The organism is Pseudomonas sp. MLB6B, from assembly GCF_054508135.1.
This window is the reverse complement of the sequence record NZ_CP199313.1, coordinates 4,334,273-4,355,980: the sequence shown is the minus strand read 5'-3', so window position 1 is coordinate 4,355,980 and position 21,708 is coordinate 4,334,273. Positions and strand designations below refer to the sequence as shown.

16 protein-coding genes are annotated in these 21,708 nt (G+C 66.0%); 7 read left to right on the top strand and 9 right to left on the bottom strand.

Annotated elements, in window-relative coordinates; translation table 11 throughout:
- Positions 1-2: 2 nt before the first annotated feature.
- Both purL and ACSMEV_RS19265 read left to right on the top strand, forming a co-directional pair.
- On the top strand, positions 3-3,902 hold the full coding sequence (gene purL, locus ACSMEV_RS19270) for a phosphoribosylformylglycinamidine synthase (protein WP_459206557.1): 3,900 nt from the start codon (positions 3-5) through the stop codon (positions 3,900-3,902).
- A 3-nt stretch (positions 3,903-3,905) separates the two neighbouring features.
- Entirely contained in the window at positions 3,906-4,217 is a 312-nt protein-coding gene (locus ACSMEV_RS19265; protein ID WP_459206556.1) for an NGG1p interacting factor NIF3, read from the top strand.
- 36 nt (positions 4,218-4,253) lie between these two features.
- Here ACSMEV_RS19265 and ACSMEV_RS19260 read toward each other — a convergent pair whose 3' ends face one another.
- From ACSMEV_RS19260 to ACSMEV_RS19235, 6 genes are all read right to left on the bottom strand, one after another.
- Entirely contained in the window at positions 4,254-4,397 is a 144-nt protein-coding gene (locus tag ACSMEV_RS19260; RefSeq protein WP_459206555.1) for a hypothetical protein, read from the bottom strand.
- Positions 4,398-4,830: 433 nt separating this feature from the next.
- The gene (locus tag ACSMEV_RS19255) at positions 4,831-6,885 is read right to left on the bottom strand and encodes a PhoX family protein (RefSeq protein ID WP_459206554.1); all 2,055 of its coding nucleotides are present in this window, start codon (positions 6,883-6,885) and stop codon (positions 4,831-4,833) included.
- Between the two features lie 133 nt (positions 6,886-7,018).
- Positions 7,019-11,560: a hemagglutinin repeat-containing protein gene (locus ACSMEV_RS19250; RefSeq protein ID WP_459206553.1), complete on the bottom strand. Its 4,542-nt coding sequence runs from the start codon at positions 11,558-11,560 to the stop codon at positions 7,019-7,021.
- Between the two features lie 23 nt (positions 11,561-11,583).
- Positions 11,584-13,281, bottom strand: a complete 1,698-nt coding sequence (locus tag ACSMEV_RS19245) for a ShlB/FhaC/HecB family hemolysin secretion/activation protein (protein WP_459206552.1) — start codon at positions 13,279-13,281, stop codon at positions 11,584-11,586.
- 160 nt (positions 13,282-13,441) lie between these two features.
- Positions 13,442-13,987, bottom strand: coding sequence for a L,D-transpeptidase family protein (locus ACSMEV_RS19240; protein ID WP_459206551.1), 546 nt, complete (start codon positions 13,985-13,987; stop codon positions 13,442-13,444).
- A 6-nt stretch (positions 13,988-13,993) separates the two neighbouring features.
- The gene (locus ACSMEV_RS19235) at positions 13,994-14,560 is read right to left on the bottom strand and encodes an NUDIX hydrolase (RefSeq protein ID WP_459206550.1); all 567 of its coding nucleotides are present in this window, start codon (positions 14,558-14,560) and stop codon (positions 13,994-13,996) included.
- A gap of 138 nt (positions 14,561-14,698) precedes the next feature.
- On the opposite strand from ACSMEV_RS19235, the gene ACSMEV_RS19230 reads away from it, so the two are divergent.
- The 5 genes from ACSMEV_RS19230 to purT all read left to right on the top strand — a co-directional run bounded on the left by ACSMEV_RS19230 (position 14,699) and on the right by purT (position 17,886).
- Positions 14,699-15,298, top strand: coding sequence for a CoA pyrophosphatase (locus tag ACSMEV_RS19230; protein ID WP_459206549.1), 600 nt, complete (start codon positions 14,699-14,701; stop codon positions 15,296-15,298).
- Between the two features lie 40 nt (positions 15,299-15,338).
- On the top strand, positions 15,339-15,863 hold the full coding sequence (locus tag ACSMEV_RS19225) for a gamma carbonic anhydrase family protein (RefSeq protein WP_459206548.1): 525 nt from the start codon (positions 15,339-15,341) through the stop codon (positions 15,861-15,863).
- On the top strand, positions 15,856-16,044 hold the full coding sequence (locus ACSMEV_RS19220; RefSeq protein WP_459206547.1) for a DUF1289 domain-containing protein: 189 nt from the start codon (positions 15,856-15,858) through the stop codon (positions 16,042-16,044). The genes ACSMEV_RS19225 and ACSMEV_RS19220 overlap by 8 nt, the downstream gene beginning before the upstream one ends.
- A gap of 122 nt (positions 16,045-16,166) precedes the next feature.
- Complete coding sequence (locus tag ACSMEV_RS19215) at positions 16,167-16,634, top strand: VUT family protein (RefSeq protein WP_459206546.1); 468 nt, start codon at positions 16,167-16,169, stop codon at positions 16,632-16,634.
- A gap of 70 nt (positions 16,635-16,704) precedes the next feature.
- Positions 16,705-17,886, top strand: coding sequence for a formate-dependent phosphoribosylglycinamide formyltransferase (gene purT, locus ACSMEV_RS19210; protein ID WP_459206545.1), 1,182 nt, complete (start codon positions 16,705-16,707; stop codon positions 17,884-17,886).
- 50 nt (positions 17,887-17,936) lie between these two features.
- Here purT and ACSMEV_RS19205 read toward each other — a convergent pair whose 3' ends face one another.
- The 3 genes from ACSMEV_RS19205 to ACSMEV_RS19195 form a co-directional block, all read right to left on the bottom strand.
- Positions 17,937-19,235, bottom strand: coding sequence for an MFS transporter (locus tag ACSMEV_RS19205; protein ID WP_459206544.1), 1,299 nt, complete (start codon positions 19,233-19,235; stop codon positions 17,937-17,939).
- A 274-nt stretch (positions 19,236-19,509) separates the two neighbouring features.
- On the bottom strand, positions 19,510-20,715 hold the full coding sequence (locus tag ACSMEV_RS19200) for a transporter associated domain-containing protein (protein WP_459206543.1): 1,206 nt from the start codon (positions 20,713-20,715) through the stop codon (positions 19,510-19,512).
- Positions 20,716-20,724: 9 nt separating this feature from the next.
- Complete coding sequence (locus ACSMEV_RS19195; RefSeq protein ID WP_459206542.1) at positions 20,725-21,534, bottom strand: cytochrome C assembly family protein; 810 nt, start codon at positions 21,532-21,534, stop codon at positions 20,725-20,727.
- Between the last annotated feature and the right edge of the window lie 174 nt (positions 21,535-21,708).

Below are 21,708 nucleotides of genomic sequence, written 5' to 3'. Positions count from 1 at the left end.
CGATGTTGATCCTGCGCGGCGCTCCTGCCCTTTCTGCCTTTCGCCACGGTAAGTTACTCGAGCAACTGAGCCAGAAAGTCCCCGCTGTTACCGGTTTGTATGCCGAATTCGCCCACTTTGCCGATGTCGACGGCGAGTTGAGCGCCGACCAGCAGCAGGTGCTGGGTCGCCTGCTCAAGTACGGACCGAGCGTCGCGGTACAGGCGCCCGAAGGCCGTCTGTTCCTGGTGGTGCCACGTTTGGGCACCATTTCGCCCTGGGCCAGCAAGGCCAGCGACATCGCCTACAACTGCGGCCTGCAGAGCATCCAGCGTCTGGAACGGGGCATCGCTTACTACGTCGCCGGGGACCTGAGCGAGGCCCAGGCCCAGCAGGTCGCGGCCGAGCTGCACGATCGCATGACCCAGCGCGTGCTGGCCCGCCTGGAAGACGCCGCCGACCTGTTCAGCCACGCCCAGCCCCGGCCGATGACCTCGGTGGACGTGCTCGGCGGTGGCCGCGCGGCCCTGGCGCAAGCCAACGTCGACCTGGGCCTGGCCCTGGCGGACGACGAGATCGACTACCTGGTCAACGCCTTCCAGAACCTGGAGCGCAACCCCAACGACATCGAACTGATGATGTTCGCCCAGGCCAACTCCGAGCACTGCCGGCACAAGATCTTCAACGCAACGTGGGACATCGACGGTCAGGCCCAGGAAAAAAGCCTGTTCGGCATGATCAAGAATACCTACCAGATGCACAGCGAAGGCGTGCTGTCGGCCTACAAGGACAACGCTTCGGTCATCGTCGGCAACGTCGCCGGGCGCTTCTTCCCCAACCCGGACAGCCGTGAGTACGGCGCGGTGCAGGAGCCTGTGCACATCCTGATGAAGGTCGAGACGCACAACCACCCGACCGCCATCGCGCCGTTCTCCGGCGCTTCCACCGGTTCCGGCGGCGAAATCCGCGACGAAGGCGCCACCGGCCGCGGGGCCAAGCCCAAGGCTGGCCTGACCGGTTTCACCGTGTCCAACCTGCGCATCCCGGGCTTCGCCCAACCGTGGGAACAGGCCTACGGCAAGCCCGAGCGCATCGTCGACGCCCTGGACATCATGATCCAGGGCCCGCTCGGCGGCGCTGCGTTCAACAACGAGTTCGGCCGTCCGGCCCTGACCGGCTACTTCCGCACCTTCGAGCAGTCCATCGCCACGCCACACGGCGACGAAGTACGCGGCTACCACAAGCCGATCATGCTCGCCGGCGGCATGGGCAACATCCGCGAAGACCACGTGCAGAAAGCCGAAATCACCGTCGGCGCCAAGCTGATCGTGCTCGGTGGCCCGGCCATGCTCATCGGCCTGGGCGGCGGCGCCGCCTCGTCGGTGGCCACCGGCGCCAGCTCGGCCGACCTCGATTTCGCCTCGGTCCAGCGCGAAAACCCGGAAATGGAACGCCGCTGCCAGGAGGTCATCGACCGCTGCTGGCAGTTGGGCGAGCACAACCCCATCGCCTTCATCCATGACGTGGGCGCCGGCGGCATCTCCAACGCCTTGCCGGAGCTGGTCAACGACGGCGGCCGCGGTGGGCGCTTCGAGCTGCGCGACGTGCCCAACGACGAGCCGGGCATGGCGCCGCACGAAATCTGGAGCAACGAGTCCCAGGAGCGTTACGTGCTGGCCGTCAGCGCCGTCGATTTCGAGCGCTTCCAGGCCATCTGCGAACGCGAGCGCTGCCCGTTCGCCGTGGTCGGCGAGGCGACCGCCGAGCCGCACCTGACCGTCACCGACCGCCACTTCGCCAACACACCGGTGGACATGCCGCTCGACGTGCTGCTCGGCAAGCCGCCGCGCATGCACCGTTCGGCCACCCGCGAAGCGGAACTGGGCGATGCCTTCGATCCGGCGGCCCTGGAACTGGAAGACTCCCTGCAGCGCGTGCTGCACCACCCGGCCGTGGCCAGCAAGAGCTTCCTGATCACCATCGGCGACCGCACCATCACCGGCCTGGTCGCCCGCGACCAGATGGTTGGCCCGTGGCAGGTGCCGGTTGCCGACTGCGCCGTCACCGCCACCAGCTTCGACGTCTACACCGGTGAAGCCATGGCCATGGGCGAGCGCACCCCGCTGGCCCTGCTCGACGCCCCGGCGTCCGGGCGCATGGCCATTGGCGAAACCCTGACCAACCTGGCCGCCGCGCCCATCGCCAAGCTGTCCGATATCAAACTGTCGGCCAACTGGATGTCCGCCGCCGGCCACCCCGGCGAAGACGCGCGTCTGTACGACACGGTCAAGGCCGTGGGCATGGAGCTGTGCCCGGCGCTGGGCATCACCATCCCGGTCGGCAAGGACTCCATGTCCATGAAGACCCAGTGGAACGAGGACGGCGTCGACAAGAGCGTGACCTCGCCGCTGTCGCTGATCATCACCGGCTTCGCCCCGGTCACCGACGTGCGCAAGACCCTGACCCCAGAGCTGCGCATGGACAAGGGCGAAACCGACCTGATCCTGATCGACCTGGGCCGCGGCCAGAACCGCATGGGCGCCTCGATCCTGGCGCAGACCCACGGCAAGCTGGCCGACAAGGCTCCCGACGTCGACAACGCCGAAGACCTCAAGGCCTTCTTCGCGGTGATCCAGGGCCTCAACGCCGACGGCCACCTGCTGGCCTACCACGACCGCTCCGACGGTGGCTTGATGACCACCGTGCTGGAGATGGCCTTCGCCGGTCACTGCGGCGTGAACCTCGACCTCAAGACCCTCACCGGCAGCGCCGACAAGGCCTGCGCCGTGCTCTTCAACGAAGAGCTGGGTGCGGTGATCCAGGTGCGTCGCGATTCCACCCCGGTGGTGCTGAGCCAATTCAGTGCAGCGGGCCTGGGCGAGAACTGCGCCGCAGTCATCGGCCAGCCGATCAACAACAACGACATCTACGTGCGCCTGGGCGATGACGTGCTCTACAGCGGCAAGCGTTCCAGCTTGCAGCGCCAGTGGGCCGAAACCAGCTACCGCATCCAGCGCCTGCGCGACAACGCCGAGTGCGCCGACCAGGAATTCGACGCGCTGCTCGAAGAAGACAACCCCGGCCTGTCGGTCAAGGTGGGCTTCGACGTCAACGACGACATCGCCGCGCCGTACATCAAGAAAGGCATCCGTCCGCAGGTGGCGATCCTGCGCGAGCAGGGCGTCAACGGTCAGGTGGAAATGGCTGCGGCCTTCGACCGTGCCGGCTTCGCTGCGATCGACGTGCACATGAGCGACATCCTCGCCGGTCGCGTCGACTTCGAAGCCTTCAAGGGCCTGGTCGCCTGCGGCGGCTTCTCCTACGGCGACGTCTTGGGCGCCGGCGAAGGCTGGGCCAAGTCGGCGCTGTTCAATAGCCGTGCGCGGGACGCTTTCCAGGCTTTCTTCGCCCGCAGCGACAGCTTCGCCCTGGGCGTGTGCAACGGTTGCCAGATGATGTCCAACCTGCACGAGCTGATTCCCGGCACCGAGCACTGGCCGCACTTCGTGCGCAACCGTTCCGAGCAGTTCGAAGCCCGTGTGGCCATGGTCGAGGTGCAGAAGTCCAACTCGATCTTCCTCGATGGCATGGCCGGCTCGCGCATGCCGATCGCCATCGCCCACGGTGAAGGCCATGCCGAGTTCGCCAGCGAGCAGGCTCTGCAGCTGGCCGATGCCTCGGGTTGCGTGGCGCTGCGCTTCGTCGACAACCATGGCAAGGTCACCGAAACCTACCCGGCCAACCCCAACGGCTCGCCGCGCGGGATCACCGGCCTGACCAGCCTAGACGGCCGTGTGACCATCATGATGCCGCACCCTGAGCGGGTCTTCCGCGCAGTGCAGAACTCCTGGCGCCCGGACGATTGGCAGGAAGACGCAGCCCTCATGCGCATGTTCCGCAATGCGCGGGTGTGGGTGGACTAAGGGGTGTACAAGCTGGCCTTCTTCGTGCCCGACAGCCACGTCGAAGCGGTCAAGACTGCTGTGTTCGCCGCCGGCGGCGGACACATCGGCAGCTATGACCGCTGTGCCTGGCAAACTCTGGGTCATGGCCAGTTCCGCCCGCTGGACGGCAGCCAGCCGTTCGCCGGGCGGCAGGGCCAGGTCGAACGGGTGGAGGAGTGGAAGGTCGAGTTGGTGGTGGCCGATGCGCTGATCGCTCAGGCGATCGCCGCGTTGAAAGCCCACCACCCGTACGAAACCCCTGCCTACGAAGTCTGGCGCCTGCTGGACTTCTGATCCCCGAAGACAGCGCTCGCTGTCATGCAAACGCCATCAGAACGGACCGTCCGGACGAGGATTGGCAAAGCTCCAGAAACTGGTATTGGTCAGTTCCTCGATTTCCTGCACGTGCTCTTCGGCCGCCTGCCATGCGCTCTTGATTTCTTCGAGGGTGTGATCCAGCTCCTCGGCCTGCAATGTCCGGAGCGTCTCGAGCGAAGTCCGCTGTTCGACCTTCTGCGCATTGGCCTGCGCCCATTGTCTGCCGAAAAGCGCGAAGACTCTGGTGGATCTCGCTCGGGTAGCGTCAAGAGTAAGGCCTGGGTAGCCCCGGCCTGTTCGTACACAGCGAATTCAGTGCCCGAGACCGCCGGCGTGTTGTAGAACAGCAACGTTTGGGCAAAAGCCTGCGACGTCGTTTCGGACGTGCTCGGCACGGGCGACGAAAGCGCATTCCCCCTTGGCTCTGCGCCTGGTAGTCGTCCAGCACGCAGCTGATGTATTGCGCAAAGTCTGTGAGCATGTTCAGCAACAGCGCCGGTGTCCGTTCAGGCTCGGCCAGCGCCAGCCCGATCTCGGCCAGCCTGATGGATTTGCACCGCTGCGATGCACTCCACTGGGCAGCGTCAGCTCATAGCGTCCCGATCTCCCCACCGTCGTCGCGTTGGATGACCACCGTCGCCGAGCGCGGCCGTACGCGCTGCCCGGCTGGGGTCGGCTCGGTGGCCCTGTCCCCGTAGGGCCAGTTGCCTGGATGCTGGATGTTGACGAACAAGGTCTTGTTGTCGGGCGTGAAGGCGATGCCGGTCACTTCGCAGCCGTTGGGGCCGACGAAGAAACGCCGCAGCTCGGCCTGGTTGCCAGGGTTGATCGAGGCCGGCCTGCCCGCCGCATCGACCAGGCGCTGCGGCACCACGGCCAGCAACTGGTCGTTGGTGTGGTCGGCCACGCTCGCTTCGCTGTTGTCGGTCTCGAACCACAGCACGCCGCGACTATCGAAGCGCATGCCGTCGGGGCTGGCGAACTGGTTGAGCGCGGTCAACCCCGAACGGTTGAGTTCGGTATCGCCCGTGGCATTGGCGCCGAATACGAAGATATCCCAGGTGAAGCTGCGCTGATCGTCTGCATCGTGCCAGCGGACGATGTGGCCGTGGCGGTTCGGCCCACGGGGGTTGGCGGCATCGGTCTGTTCGGCGCTGCGCACGCTGTTGTTGGTCAGGGTCACATAGGCGTCGCCGTTGAGCGGGTTGACGGCAGTCCATTCGGGACGGTCCATGGGTGTGGCGCCCACGGCATCGGCGGCGCTGCGGGTATCGAGCAGAATGCCCGCCAAGTCGCCGAAGCGTGCGCCCAGCGTGCTGCCGTCTGTGCTGGGGCTGGCGGGCTCGAGCGGCAGCCACAGACCGCTGCCATCGGCATCGAAGCGGGCGACGTAAAGCGTGCCGTGGTCCAGGTACTTGGCCCCGGTGGCCAGTCGATCGGCCGGATTGGCGTCGGCTGGGTCCCAGGGCTCAGCGGAGACGTACTTGTACAGGTACTCGTTGTTGGAATCGTCGCCCATGTACCACACCAGCGGCTTGCCGGCCTGGGCCAGGCCCGGGCAGCAGCCTTCGTGGCGAAAGCGCCCCAGGGCCGTGCGCTTGGTGGCCAGGGTGCGCGCGTCGTAGGGGTCGATTTCGACGATGTAGCCGTAGGTGCTGGCTTCGTTGCGGTAGTCCTCGGTGGCCTGGGCAGCGCGAGGCGTGATGTCGAAGCGGGCGAACTCGTCCTGGTCCTCGTCGGCCGCGCCCGCCGCGCTTTCCCAGCGGTACTGCCCGGTGCTGGTGGACACCCCCAGACGCGTCTGGTCGGCGCTGAGGGTGGCGGTGTTGACGAAGATAGCCGGCCAGTTCTCCTCGCACGTCAGGTAGGTGCCCCAGGGCGTATGGCCGTTGCCGCAGTTGTTGTTGGTGCCGCGGCACTGGCTGCCGTCCGGCGAATAGCGCGTTTTCACATGATCGCTGCCGCGCAGTGGGCCGGCGATGAGCATGCGCGAGGCGGTGGTGAAGCGGCGATTGAGCGGGTGGTTTTCGACCACTTGCCAGCGCCCCTGGCGCTTGCTCAAACGCACCACGCCCACGCCGTGGGCGTTGATTTCCTTGCGCACCTCCTCGACCGGGCGCTTGCCGTCGGCCGTGGTGGTAGGGCCAGCCGGGTGCAGGGCGGCGGGGTCGATGTATTCGAAGTTGATCGCCAGCAGGCCGTCCTCGGCGCTGCCGTCGATGGGGAAGAAGTGCATGCCGTCGTGGTGCATGCCCATGGCGTTGGCCTGGTCGGCGGCGCTGTTGCTGCCGTCGCGCTGCCAGGGACGGCCGCGCTCGTTGAGCGGTGTGCCCCAGGGTGCCAGCACGTAGGCGCTGTAGCCCGCTGCTACGGCACAGCCGTCGGTGCGCGAGCCGGGGATGGATTCGAAGCCCAGCGCCACGGGTCGAGCAGCGGCAGAGCCGAGTGGTCGACGAGCGAAGGCAGGTTCTGCAGCATGGGCCATGGCTCCGCCACCCAGCCCCACGCCGGCGATCATGGCGACAGCGGCGCCGAGGCTGCCGTGCAGCACGCTGCGCCGGCTCAGGCGAGCGTCCATGATTCGGTCCAGGCTGAGGTTGCCACTACTGTTGCGATCCACGCTGTCGCCACTTGCTCGACTCATCGGGTGTCCTTTTTCCTATGAAGGGGGGAGAAGGGCGACTGTAGAGCCGCAGTATGATGGTTTTGTGACGTCAGCCTTGCTGTTAGAAACGCCAACGGCCTGCTAGGGGCCGTTGGTCGTTTGCCGGTAGAGGTCAGGGTTTGCCGGTTTGCTGCTGGATCGAAGCGGCCCATTCGCCGTCACGGTTGTATCCGCTGGTACGCAGCAGGCCCAGGTCCAGAGCGTTTTCGCCGTCTGCCGCACCTTTGTGCTTGGCGAACTCGGCGATGGCCGTGCCGAGATCGGGCGCCGAGTTGGACACATCGATGCCGACGTCGCGGCGGTAGTCCTGCCCGCGCAGGGTCTGCTGGGTGATGGCGCTGCCGCCCAGGTCGACGCTGCCGCGTGGTGCCTGGAGACGGGCGCCGACCAGTTGCGTGTCGCCGGCTACGCTCAAGGCGATACCTTCGCTGCCTTTGAGCCCGCTTTGCTGGGCCACGCTGTCGCGGGCGATGCGCGTGGCATCGACCTTCAGCGTCGGCGAAAGGCCAGGGTCGATCGTGCTCAGGAGCGAGCCGGCTTTCTCCTCGACTTTGCCGCCCGCCGGCCCCGCCAGAGAAGTGGCGGCATTTAGGTAGCCCTGCGGGTTCTTCTCATGGCTCAAGCGCGCATCCACTTGCACGTGGGTACTGTCGACATGATCCTTGCGGCTGGCGACCGTCAGGTTGCCGTCGATGGTGCCGCCGATGCGTTCGGCCTCGACGCGTACGCCCTCGATGCGGGTAGCGCCGGCGCTGTTCAGGGTCACCTGGTCGGCACGCCAGGCGCTGTCGTTCCAGGTCAGGTTGTCGCGCTTGTCCAGCTCGACCTTGACCCGACCATGCAGGCCGCGTATGTCGTCGGCCGCCAGGGCAGCCTTGCTCAGATTGAAACCGGCGCCGGCGGTGATCGCCAGGTTGTCGCGCCGGTCATAGTTGTTCGAAGCCTCGGCCAGGACACCGCCTTTGGCAGCCTCCAGCGCCAGTGCCTGAGCATTGACCTGCAAGCCTTGCAGGTGGATGGCCTGGTCTTCGCGGGCTTGGCTGGCGGCGGTCAGGGTGCCACGGCTGTGCACGCTCGGGTCCTGGGCAGTTCGGCTATCTTCGTCGACCTTGCCCGAGGTCAGGTGGCCGCCCAGCGCGCCTGCGCTGCTCGCGCCAAGCGAGCCTGCCAGCTCCAGGCCACCGCCGAGGACGTTGCCCTTGGCCTGGTGCGTGTCGTAGGCGGCTACGGCTTTGAGCACACCAGCGCTGTCGAGCGTCACTTCGCCGACCGGCGCTTCGCGGCGCCCGATTTTCACGCCTTCGAGGGTCAGGTCGCCACCACTGCGCAAGGTCACGTCGCCTTTGGCGTCGAGCTGCGCGACTTGGGCTTTGCGGTCGCTGGACTGGTGGGTGGCGTAATCGCCATAGACGCGGGCGTCCAGACCGGTCTTGGCAGGATTGTTGCCCCCTTTGCTCCACAAACTGGCGTCGAGCTCGCTGCTGGTCTTGTCTACCGAGTCGCTGGCGGCGCTGACCGTCAATGGGCCTGCGCTTTCGATCAGGATCGTTCCGTCGCCGCCGTCCAGGCGTGTGCCTTCGTACAGGCCATCACTACCCAGTTGCACCTGGATACCGTTTTGCCCCTGCAAGCTGCCAACCTTGGCGGTGCGCGTGGCGAGGTGGCTGCGGTCCTTTTCCACCGCACCTGTGACGCGCACGTTGACGTCGGTGCCGGTGCTGGTATCGACGCGCAGGCCGCCGTCGACCTTCAGCGTGTCGTCGATGACCGTCCGGCTGTCGTGCGCGGCAAGCAGATGATGTTGCTGTGCATCGATCGCCACCTGACCAGTGCTGGCCTTGTAGGTGGTGCCGACGTCGGAGAGAGTGTCGGCCTTGAGCGCGATGGCGCCTGCGTCCAGCTCGGTCACTTGCGCCGTGGTTTGGGTGTCCAGGCGCTGGCTGCTGACGTGGGCGAGCGTGGCGTCGGCGCCGATGCTGGGTGGCGCCATCGCATCCTCGGGAGATGCCTGCTGGAACCGCGCCGCTTCTTCGCCCTGCACCAGGCGTTCGATGGGCCGGGTGATGTCGCGGTACTCCAGGCTCGCGCCAAGGCTGGCGTTCCAGTTCTGGGTACGGGTGTCGGTGTGCTCGATGTCGTCCGCCGCGCGGTTCTCCACCCGTTCGGCAACCACTTTCAGGTTGGAGCCGGTTTTGATCAGGGTGGCCTCGTTGAGCACATCTGTCGCATCGATGCGGACTTCGCCGCCTGCGCTCAGCTCGCTGCGCTGGACCAGGCTCTGCCTGTGTTCGGTGGTGGTCTGGTCGCGCTTGCCGTGGAACGCGCTGCCGAGCCGGTCGATTCCTCCGGTCACGTTCAGGCCGCCGCCGCTTTCGGTGCGTGTGGTGAGTTCGCTGCTGTCGTTGCGCGTCACGCCCAGGTCGACCTGTTGTCCGGCCAGGGTAAGATCGCCCTGTTCGGCGCTGACCTTCGAGCCTTTGACCTGCAGGGTGCTACCGCTGCGCAGCGCGACGCTGGCACCGCTGAGCTCGCTGGCGGTCTGCCGGGTGGCATTGCTGTCTTTTTCCGTGCTCGCCACCTCATAGCCGACCCCCGCATCGAACTGCCGCGAGCCGGCTTTTTCCCCCTCGGCCTCACGCGTCTGTTTGGCGTGCGCGGTGAAGCGGCGTTGCTGCTCGCTTTGCTGGCTGTCGCTGCGGCTCGCTGCGCTGACGATGCTCAGGTCGCCGCCGGCCTCGGCCGTCAACTGCTGGTCGGCATGCAGGCGGGCGCCTTCGATACGCAGGTCGCCGGCGCTGGCCAGGCGCAGATTGGTGCGCGAGTGGATGTCGCTCGACAGCACCTGCTGTACGCGGTCGGTGCGCGCGCTGCTGTTGCCCAGCGCGCCGAACAGCTTGCTGCTCGATGCGGTGCGGGTCTGGGTGCTTTCGCCGATGGCCGCCGTCACGTCCAGCGCACCTACCGTGCTGTGCAGCAGCGCGTCCTTTTCGCCGAACACTTCACTGCCGCTGATGCCAGCCTGCTCGGCGCTGACCTTCAGCACGCCCCCTGCGCGGACTTTACTGCCGACCATCTTTCCAGCGTCGCCGTCATGGCCCTGGCGGTCTCCGAAGAAGGTGCCGGACACCAGGTCCCCCCTATAGTCGCGGCTCTGGTCACGCTCGTTGAGACGCTGGGCGTCGATCTGCACCTGGCGGCCACTGATCTGCAGATCGTTTTTGCTCAGCACCTGGCTGCCGGTGATGTGCACGTCGCCGCCTGCACCGAGCTGCACATTGGCGCCTTCGAGCACGCTGGGCGCAGCGGTTTCCCGGTACTGGTCGCTGTCGCTGTCGCCGCGCCACAGGTGCTTGCGGTGGCGAACTTGACTCTGCTGCCGGTCGCTGTCGCGGGCGGCGAGAAGGTCGAGCTGGCCACCGGCTTCCAGTCGCAGTTGGGCGGCGGCCTCCAGTTCACTGCCGGTCAGGCGCATGTCGCCGCCGGCGCGCAGGTTGATGTCGTCTTTGGCGGTGAGCATCACGCCGAAGTGCGTGCGACGGGTACGGGTGTCTTGCTTGCTGTAGGTTTCGGTAGTGACGAACCATGCCTTCTTGTCCCACTCGTCGCGGCTGCGGCTGATTTCTTCACGGATCTTGCCGTCGAGGGTCAGCGCTTTGCCGGCCGCGACCTCGATCGTGCGTGCGCTGCCGCTGACCGCGCTCAAGTGCAGGTCGTCGGCGGCCACCAACGTCAGGTCGCCGTCGCTCACCTGCAAGCGGCTGTAGCCGCGGTCGCTGCCCTCCACGGTCAAGGCTCCGGCCGAACGCACGGTCAGTTCCTTGTCCGCGATCGCTTGCGTAGGGCCCATGCGCACGCCGGCGCCCTCGGCCGTGGAAATGATACGAATACGTCCCGCGTGCATGGCACCGAACAGGCTGGCATCGACGCTGCCCGCTTCGCCAGGCAGATGCTCCAGCACCTCGAGCGAATCGCTGGCCAGACGGTTGCGTCCGACCAGCACGTTGAGGTCGCCGCCCACGAGCAACTGGCCGCTGCTCGTCACTTTCGGCGCGATCAGGTCCAGCGCGCCGCCGCTTTGGTTGATGCCACCTTCCTGCACATGCAACTGGCCGGTGGCCTCCAGGGTGTCGAGACGTTTGAGCCGCTGGTCTTCGATGACCGGGGTGCCGACCAGGAAACTGGCCCGCGACGTATTGATGAAGTGCCCGCCATTGACCGTGATGCCATTGGGGTTGGCCAGGATGTAGTCGGCAGGGCGGCCGAAAATTTCCTGGGTGCCGGCGACCAGCGAGGCATTGCGGCTGACCACTTCGTTGATGATGGTGGACGCCGCCTGGCCCTGGAACTGCGCATTGCCGGCCAGGGCGCCGGCCAGTTGCGACTGCCCCTCGCTCAGCGAATTGTTCAGCACTACCCCCGCCTGACCGACGTTGTAATCGAGGAACTGGTTGTGCGACAGGCCGTTGGTATTGGGCGCGACGATGTCGATTACCGGTACGCCATGACCCAGGTCTATCAACGGTGTGCCACCGGGACCGCCGACGGCTTGCAGGGCATCGGCAGCGATGCCGACCCCAGGGCTGGCCAGGCACAGGAAGATGGTCCAGCGCAGTACGTCGGGGCGGCGGCTCAAGGATGCTCGGGCTTCATTCATGGTGATGCTCTCTTGTGGGTGAATCAGAGGTTCAGTTGCCACTCCACGGACCAGAAGCCGGGCTCCAGGGCATGGCGGGAAAGGTCGCTGGCGTGCAAGGCGCGTTGGTATCGCAGGCGCAGCTGCTGCTTGGCAGACAGTTGCAGGTCCAAGCCCACGGCCGCACCGATCAGCCGCTGCGAATCGACCTCGCCCTGGCGACGCTGGAGATGGGCGGCGCGATGATGGCGCGCCCAGCCGATGTCCAGGGCCACATGGGGGCGTGCCGCCAGGCCAGGCCATCGAGCGAGCGAGAAGGTCTGGCTGAGCTCGTTGCGCCAGCTCAGGCCGCTGGCGCCAGCCACACTGCGTTCACGAAAGCCGCGTACGGCGGTGTCGCTGTTGAGGGCGAACTGTTCGATGGCTGGCAGTGGATCGGGGCTGTATTGGGCGTCTATCTGACTTTGCAGGCTGAGGCTGGCGTCGGCCGATAGTGCCCGGCGGTGCAGGAGGCTGGCGCGGTACTGGTTGAAGCGCGGCGCGGCGCCACGGCGTTTGGGATCGTCGCTGACGCTTTGGCCGTAGCCTAGGCCGAGCGAGGCGTACCACAGGCCGGTGCCGCGCCAGAGCAGGTTCACCCCAAGGTCGGCGGTCAACAGTTGCGGGCTCTGCACGTCGATGCGCCAGCCGTTCAGATCGCTGTGCAAACGTTTGTGCGATACGCGCAGGCCACTGCTGAGCAAACCGCGCTGCCCACGCCAGAGCATCCGTTCGACATTCAGGCCCAGCAGCTGGGTGTCGCCGTTGCTGCGCAGGCGTGTGTGTGGAATGGGCGTTTCGTGGTGGGTCTGCGCCACGAAGCCGGCGAAGGTCCAGGCCCCGTACGGCAGGCTGTAGGAGCCGCCCCAGGCCAGGCTCTGGCCCGGCGCCTGGAACACCAGTCGCTGCGCATACAGGCGCAGGTCGCCATTGAGCCCCAGCGGGCTGTCCAGGCCGAGCGTGAGATTGAGTCGATGCCGGCCGCCGAGTGCCGTCCCGCGGTTGTCGAGCTTGGCGTCCAGGTGCCAGCGCTTGTCGGGCTGTCGGTTGTGCAGGCGTATCCGCGATCCGCCTTGCAGCTCGCCTGGCAGCACGTCGAGGCCGAATTCGAAGGCGCGCAGGCGATTGAGCTGATCCAGGCCCTGTTCGAGGTCGGGCAGGTACAGCGGTTCGCCGAGGACACCGGGAAAGGCGCCGCGCAGCGACATTGCGGCGGTGGGATCGGCCAATTCGATGCGTTCGACGAAGCCTTCGTCGATGAGAATGTCGAGCGGCGCGCCATCTTCGGGCTGGCTGGACAGCGTCGGTCGACTGGTCGGATAGCCGGCTGCCACATAACGCTGGGTCAACGCGCGCAGTATCCGGTTGATGCCTTCGACGCCTATGCAGGCGGTGAGCAAGGGTTGCAGCGCCTGGCGCAGCGTTCGCTCATCGAACCGTCGGTTGCCGTGCAGGCGAATGCCTGTGTGGTACCAACACTGGGTATCGGTGCGTTGAGGAGGTTCGGGATCGTTTTCGGCAGGCGCGTGTCGGCGTTGCCAGCGCTCGAGGCGTTGACGCGCCTGTTCGGTCTGCAACGTCTGCTGTTGTTCGCGCAGCAGGCGCGTGGCGAGATCTTCGGCCCGGGTCGAGGGTGCGACCGTCAAACCCAATAGCAGCGCAGTCAAGCCTAGCTGTGCGCACAAACGGGTTGCTTTGAACATCGCTCGACTCCGCAAACGGCGTACGTGTCAGTACGTTTTGTTCGCAAAAGTCTATGAGTGCAGATCGCCGGCGCGCTGCCGTACCTCACCTACATGAGGTGTCAGGCAGATGTGCAAAGCCTGTAGGCGTTTTCTTCACGATCACGTCGAGACCACAGGGTCACGGACGAATTTCCACCATGGTGCCGTCCTTGACCAAACTCCAGACCTCGCGCATGTCGGCATTGCGCATGGCGATGCAGCCTTCGGTCCAGTCCAGGGTGTGGAAGTACCACTCCGGGTACTGCTCGTCGATCGGTGTGCCGTGGATCATGATCATGCCGCCGGGCGACACACCTTCCTGTTTGGCACGCGCGGCATCGGCGACGTTGGGGTAGGAGACGTGCATGGCCAGGTTGTAGCGGCTGCTGTTCTTGCGCCAGTCGATCCAGTAGAAGCCTTCGGGCGTGCGTTTGTCGCCTTCGCGCAGCTTGGCGCCCTTGGGCTGCTTGCCCAGGGAGATGCGGTAGGTCTTGAGCGGCTCGCCGCGGCTGAGCAGTTGCAGGCGGCGCTCGGATTTGATCACCAGGATCTTGTCCACCGCCGCGGCTGGCCGCACCGCAGGCGCGGCGGCGGGTGTCAGCGGTTTGCGAATGATGACTTCGGTGAAGGCGGCCTGGGCCGTCGAGGTCAGGCACAGGCAGAGCACGGCGAGCAAGCGACGCATGAAACGTTATTCCCGGGAAAGAGGGTTGGCAGAGGCGAGGTTCATCGGCTGCACGTATTCATGGACCACGGGGTAGTGCTGCTCGATGCGGTCGCGATAGTAGCACTGCAGGGTGCGCGCCACGGTACGAAACGCCAAGTGGTCCCAGGGAATCTCGTGCTCTTCGAACAGGCGCACCTCCAGGCTCTCGACGCCGACGGCGAAATCCAGGTCTTGCAGTTCGGCGCGAAAGAACACGTGCACCTGGTTGATGTGCGGCAGGTCGAACAGCTGGTAAAGGTTGGCCGCACCGACCCGCGCGCAGGCTTCTTCTTCGGTTTCGCGGCGCGCGGCTTGTTCGAGGGTCTCGCCGTTTTCCATGAAGCCGGCCGGCAGCGTCCAGAAGCCGCGGCGCGGCTCGATGGCGCGGCGGCACAGCAGCACTTGGCTGCCCCAGATCGGCAGCACGCCGGCGACCATGTTGGGGTTCTGGTAATGGATGGTGTGGCAGTTCGGGCACACGAAGCGCAAACGGCTGTCGCCTTCGGGAATGCGTTGGATCACCGGGTTGCCGCAGGCGCTGCAAAAATTCATGTCGATGGCCGTCGTTCGAAAGTGCGGTTATCTTGGCGCGCCGCAGGCAGGCTCGGCAAGCGGGCCTTGCCAGGGCTTGGGCGGCCGACGGCTTTTGGTGCATCATGCTGGGAAGGCCATGCAACCGAGAGTGCGTAAATGTTGGACGAGCTTGTTCGCCGAATGGGCAGCCATACCCCCGTCACCGTGGAAACGGACCGTCGTTTCCCGGAAGCGGCGGTGCTGCTGCCCATCACCCGCGGCGAAGCGCCCGAACTGGTCCTGACCCTGCGCGCCCAAGGCCTTTCCACCCATGGCGGGGAGGTTGCCTTTCCCGGCGGCCGGCGCGACCCGGAAGACCCCGACCTGGTCTTCACCGCATTGCGCGAAGCCGAAGAGGAAATCGGCCTGCCGCCCGGGCTGGTGGAAGTGCTTGGTCCGCTGAGCCCGTTGATTTCGCTGCACGGTCTGAAGGTGACGCCATTCGTCGGGCTGATTCCCGATTACGTCGACTACCGGCCCAACGACGCTGAAATCGCCGCCGTGTTCAGCGTGCCGCTGGCCTTCTTCGCCCAGGACCCGCGCGAGCACACCCATCGCATCGACTATCAGGGCCGCAGTTGGTACGTACCCAGCTACCGTTATGGCGGCTACAAGATCTGGGGGCTGTCGGCGATCATGATCGTCGAACTGGTCAACCTGCTGTTCGACGCCGGCATCAGCCTGCATGAGCCGCCTGCGCGCTTCACCCCTATCTGAGCGGGACCACCCGCCAGCCGTGCAACCTGAGGACACTTTTATGCGCTACCGCCTGGGCCCGTTGCGGGTCGAAGCCCACCCCACCAGTTGGACGGCGCCGAGCGCCACGCTGATCGGCAACGTACGCCTGCAAGCGCGCGCCAGCGTCTGGTTCAACGCCGTGCTGCGCGGCGACAACGAGCTGATCGACATCGGCGAGGATAGCAACGTGCAGGATGGCGCGGTGATCCACACCGACCCGGGTTCGCCCTTGACCCTGGGCAAGGGCGTGACCATCGGCCACAAGGCCATGCTGCACGGCTGCACGGTCGGCGATTACAGCCTAGTCGGCATCAATGCGGTGATCCTCAACGGCGCGCGCATCGGCAAGCACTGCATCATCGGCGCCAACGCGCTGATTCCCGAAGGCAAGGACATCCCCGACGGTTCGCTGGTGGTGGGCTCGCCCGGCAAGGTGGTGCGCGAATTGACCGACGCGCAGAAACAGATGCTCGAAGCCAGCGCCGCGCATTACGTGAGCAACGCCCAGCGCTATGCCACCGAGCTGGTGGCCGACGATGAGTGAGCGGCCGGTGGCTTCGCCATGCGTGAACATCTGCGCGTTGGACGAGCAAGACGTGTGCACCGGGTGCCAGCGCAGCGTCGCGGAGATCGCTCGCTGGTCGAAGATGGACGATGACGAGCGGCGGGCAGTCTTGGTGATGTGTCATGAGCGGGCGGTCGCGGCAGGGTTGGTGTTCTCCTGAGCTGCCCAGCTTTCGCTTCACCCTTTGTCGCCAGTCGATGCGCAACGCCACCGCAACCCGGGCCGGCTGCATTGCCCAGGGAAATTTAGTACCCTGTGCGGCTTGTCCGAAGGTCTACGTGCATGCTCTTTCTCATCGCTTACATCGGCAGCGTCGTGCTGATCAACTTCGCCTTCTCCAGTGCCCCGCACCTGGACGTGATCTGGTCCGCCTGGGGTGGCTTGGTGTTCATCCTGCGCGACATGGTGCAGACCCGCTACGGCCATGGCGCGCTGCTGGCCATGTTGGCGGCGCTGGTGCTGTCGTACGTCACTTCCGAGCCTGCCATCGCCCTGGCCAGTGCCACGGCGTTCTTCATCTCCGAACTGATCGACTGGCTGGTCTTCAGCATCACCCGTCGCCCGCTGCGTGACCGTCTGTGGTTGAGTTCGGCGCTGAGCATTCCGGTCGACACCCTGATTTTCTTCGGCATGATCGGTGCGCTGACGCCCGCCGTGATCGGCACGGCCATGGCTTCCAAGTTCGCGGGCGTCACCGCCGTGTGGCTGGCCATGACCTGGCGCGCGCGGCGTGGCGCGGCCTTGTCATAAGCGACATCCATACTTTCGCATCCCGCGTTCGCCCCTGGGCGAGCGTCGCTATCCACCTGGAGAACCTGTGATGACCCGTATCGGAACCCCCTTGTCGCCGACCGCGACCCGTGTACTGCTCTGTGGCTGTGGCGAGTTGGGCAAAGAAGTGGTGATCGAGCTGCAGCGCCTGGGCGTGGAAGTGATCGCCGTCGACCGCTACGCCGATGCCCCGGCCATGCAGGTGGCGCACCGCAGCCATGTGGTCAACATGCTCGACGGCGTAGCGTTGCGCGCAGTGATCGAGGCGGAGAAGCCGCACTACATCGTCCCGGAAATCGAAGCCATCGCCACCGCCACCCTGGTGGAGTTGGAGAGCGAAGGCTTCAACGTGGTGCCCACCGCCCGCGCCACCCAGCTGACCATGAACCGCGAAGGCATTCGCCGCCTGGCCGCCGAAGAGCTGGACCTGCCCACCTCGCCCTACCACTTCGCCGACACCTACGAGGACTACGCCAAGGGCGTGGCCGACGTTGGCTATCCGTGCGTGGTCAAGCCGGTGATGAGCTCCTCGGGCAAGGGCCAGAGCCTGCTGCGCAGCGACGCTAACCTGCAGAGCGCCTGGACCTATGCCCAGGAAGGCGGCCGTGCCGGCGGCGGGCGGGTGATCGTCGAGGGCTTCATCGACTTCGACTACGAAATCACCCTGCTGACCGTGCGCCATGTGGGCGGCACCACCTTCCTGGAGCCGGTCGGCCACCGTCAGGAAAAGGGCGACTATCAAGAGTCGTGGCAGCCCCAGGCGATGAGCGCAACGGCCCTGGCCGCCGCCCAGCACGTGGCCAAGGCGGTGACCGATGCCCTGGGCGGGCGTGGCCTGTTCGGCGTGGAACTGTTCGTCAAGGGCGACCAGGTGTGGTTCAGCGAAGTCTCGCCGCGTCCGCACGACACCGGCCTGGTGACCCTGATTTCCCAGGACCTGTCGCAGTTCGCCCTGCACGCCCGGGCCATCCTCGGCCTGCCCATTCCAGTAGTGCGCCAGTTCGGCCCGTCGGCCTCGGCGGTAATCCTGCCCCAGGGCACCTCGACCCAGACCGCCTTCGCCAACCTGGGCGCAGCCCTGAGCGAGCCCGACACCGTCTTGCGCCTGTTCGGCAAACCGCAGATCGACGGCCAGCGGCGCATGGGCGTGTGTCTGGCGCGTGACGAGTCGGTCGAGGCTGCGCGGGCCAAGGCGACCCGCGCCGCGCAGGCGGTCAACGTCGAGTTCTGAAACTCGTCCGAATCACCGGCACCAGGTGCAACGCCTCGTGCCGGTTCGGCCTAAAGCTCGGTGTCGCGGGTTTCCTTCAGGCACAGTACCGCGATCAGGCTAAGCACTGCCGCCGCCGACACGTACCCGCCGACCCAGCTCAAACCGCCCATGCTCACCAGCTTTTGCGCGAAGAACGGTGCCGCCGACGCCCCGACGATGCCGCCCAGGTTGTAGGCGGCCGAGGCGCCGGTATAGCGCACATGGGTCGGGAACAGTTCGGGCAGCAAGGCGCCCATGGGCGCGAAGGTCACCCCCATCAGGAACAGTTCCAGGCTCAGGAACAGCGCCACGCCCGTGGTCGAGCCCGAGGTCAGCAGCGGTTCCATGGTGAAGCCTGACACCACGGCCAATAGACAGCCGACGATCAACACCGGCTTGCGCCCATAGCGGTCGCTGAGCCAGGCCGACAGCGGCGTTGCCAGGGCCATGAAGACCACGGCCAGGCACAGCAGGCCGAGGAAGGTTTCGCGGCTGTAGCCCAGCGTGGTCACGCCGTAACTCAGCGAAAACACCGTCGAGATGTAGAACAGCGCATAGCACACCACCATGGCGGCGGCGCCGAGCAGGGTCGGGCGCCAGTAGTGGGCGAACAGGTCGACCACCGGCAGCTTGACTCGCTCCTGGCGCGCCACGGCCTTGGCGAACACCGGGCTTTCTTCGAGCTTGAGGCGTACGTACAGGCCCACAAGCACCAGCGCTGCGCTGAGCAGGAAGGGAATGCGCCAGCCCCACGAGCGGAACTGTTCGTCGCTCAGCAGCAGCGCCAGGGTCAGGAACAGACCGTTGGCGGCGAGAAAGCCGATCGACGGGCCGAGTTGCGGGAACATGCCGAACCAGGCACGTTTGCCCGCTGGTGCGTTCTCGGTCGCCAGCAAGGCTGCGCCTCCCCATTCGCCACCCAGGCCCAGGCCTTGGCCGAAGCGCAGCAGGCAGAGCAGGATCGGCGCCCATACGCCGATGCTGTCATAACCTGGCAACACGCCGATCAGGGTGGTGGATACCCCCATCAGCAGCAGCGAGGCGACCAGGGTCGACTTGCGCCCGATGCGGTCGCCGAAATGGCCGAACAGCGCCGAACCCAAGGGGCGGGCCAGGAAGGCGATGCCGAAGGTGAGGAAGGCCGCCAGCATCTGCACCGTGCCGGACCCGGACGGAAAGAAGATCGGCCCGATCACCAGCGCTGCGGCGGTGGCGTAGACGTAGAAATCGTAGAATTCGATGGCAGTGCCGATGAAGCTGGCGGTCGCCACGCGGGCAGGTGAGTTGACTGGCGCGGACGGCCGGACGGAGGTGTCGCTGATGGTCATCGAGTAGGTCCCTGACGGTCGGATTCGCTACGCGGATCTACCCACAGGCGTGTTGCGACAAGGCAAGACGGGCGCGGGTGGGCGAAGGCCGGAGCGTATTGTTGTTGTCGTGCTCGCCGAACTGACGATAGCCCAGATGGATGGGGGCGGGTGGGTGCTGTTCGGGGTATTGAAGCAGGACCGTACGGGCGTCAGCGAAGCGGGCTGGCCGTGGGGCGCCGGGTGCGGGTAGCGGGCGGGACGGCAGGGCTGGATAAGCGTGGGCCGAGTATAGCTAGCGCTCAGCAGTCCAGACCAGCACCTTGCTGACGCAATTGTCCTCGGTCTCGAAGACCTCCAGGCGATGCTTGCCGATCCTCAGGCATACCGCGCTTTGCGGAATGCTTTCCAGCGCTTCGGTGATCAGCCCGTTCAGGGTCTTCGGGCCACCGTCGCAGGGCAGGTGCCAGCCCAGGCAACGGTTGATCTCGCGCAGTGGGGTCGGCCCGTCGATGAGGAAGCGGCCGTCGTCTTGCAGGGCGATGTGCGGGTTTTCGAGGGTCTGCTCGTTTTCGAACTCACCGACCACTTCTTCGAGCAGGTCCTCCAGGGTGACGATGCCCAGCACCTCGCCGTATTCGTCGACCACGGTCGCCATGCGCCGCTGCTGCTTGTGGAAATTGAGCAACTGCAAGTGCAGGGGCGTGGTTTCGGGGATGAAGTAGGGGGCATGGCACGCTGCCCGCAGGCTGTCCTTGCACAACTGCCCGGCATCGAGCAGGTGCCTGACCAACTTGACGTTGAGCACGGCCTCGATCTGGTTGATGTCGGCGTGGAACACCGGCAGGCGGGTATGGCGGCTGGCGCGCAATTGAGCGTCGATCAGCTCGAGGGGATCGTCCAGGTTGATGCCGTCGACTTCGTTGCGCGGAATCAGGATGTCTTGCACGGTGACCCGCGCCAGGGCTTGCAGGCTATCGCTCAGGCCCGTGCGCTTGGGCACTGGCAGTGGCTCCTCTTCGAGCGCGTCGTCTTGCGCAAGCCCTGTCGCATCACGGGCTTGCGCCGCCCGCTTGAACGGCAGCAGCGCCAGGCGGGCACAAACGTCGAGCACACAGGCCAGGGGTTGCATGACCACCAGCAGGGGTTTGAGCAGGTGCGTGCCGAGGCTGTGGCAGGCTACGGTATGGCGGCGTGCCAGGCGTCGCGGCAGGTATTCGGCCAGCACCAGCAGCACCAGGGCTGCACACAGCCCAGCCAGCCAGAAACCTTGTTCGCCGGCCCGGCGGTAACCGAGCAGGCAGGCCAGGCAGAGGACCAGCCATTTGCCCAGGGACGCGCCGAACACCAGCGCCTGCGCGGGCAGGGCAGGCTGCGGGCGCTGGTCGTCTGCGCTGGCGCTTGGCGCGCGTCGGGCGGTGTCGACAGCGGTGAACAGCGCTGACCAGAGCAGCGCCAGGGCGAGCATGCCGTACAGGGTGGCAGGCGGCAGGGTGGTCATGGGCGATCGTCAGATATGCAGGATGAATTCACGTACCAGCTTGCTGCCGAAGTAGGCCAGCATCAGCAGGCAGAAACCGGCCAGGGTCCAGCGGATGGCCTTGTGGCCCCGCCAGCCTAGGCGGGTGCGGCCCCACAGCAACACGCCGAACACGACCCAGGCCACGCAGGAGAGCAGGGTCTTGTGCGCCAGGTGCTGGGCGAACAGGTTGTCGAGGAACAGCCAGCCCGAGAGCAGCGAGGCGCTGAGCAGGATCCAGCCGGCCCAGAGAAAGCCGAACAGCAGGCTTTCCATGGTCTGCAACGGCGGGAAGTTGCGGATCAGCCCGGACGGATGCTTGTGCTTGAGCTGGTGGTCCTGCAGCAACAGCAGCAGCGACTGAAACACGGCGATGGTGAACAGGCCGTAGGCCAGGATCGACAGCAGGATGTGCGCCAGGATGCCCGGCTCTTCGTTGATCAGTGGCACGGTGCCGGCCGGCGCGAACTGCGACATCAGGGCGGTGATGGCGCCGAGCGGGAACAGCAGCACCAGCAGGTTTTCCACCGGAATGCTCAGGCAGGCGAGCAGGGTCAGGGCGATCACCGCTACGGCGATCAGGCTGGCGGCGCTGAAGAAGTCCAGGCTCAGGCCCAGGGGCGTGATCAGCTGGAAGAACAGTGCGCCGCTCTGGGCGAGCACGGCCAGCACGCCGAACAGGCCCAGCAGGCGTTTGTCGGCCAGCGTGCCCTGGCGGATGCGTGAGGCCTGGTAGAGCGTGGCGAGTAGGTACAGGCCAGCGGCGAGCAGATTGGGGATGAGGCTGGGTGAAGAGAGCATAAGTCCTGGGAGCCAAGCCCTGAAAGAAGCGGAGTGTGGCATAGAAGGTAGCGGGCAAGGAAGTCTGCGCCGGCGCTGCGCACGCCTTACGGGGGCTGGATCAGTGAAGGGCATGTCTGTCGGCTGTACGCTGTGCGTGATCCCAGGTCTGCGCTATAATCGCCGGCTTGCTGC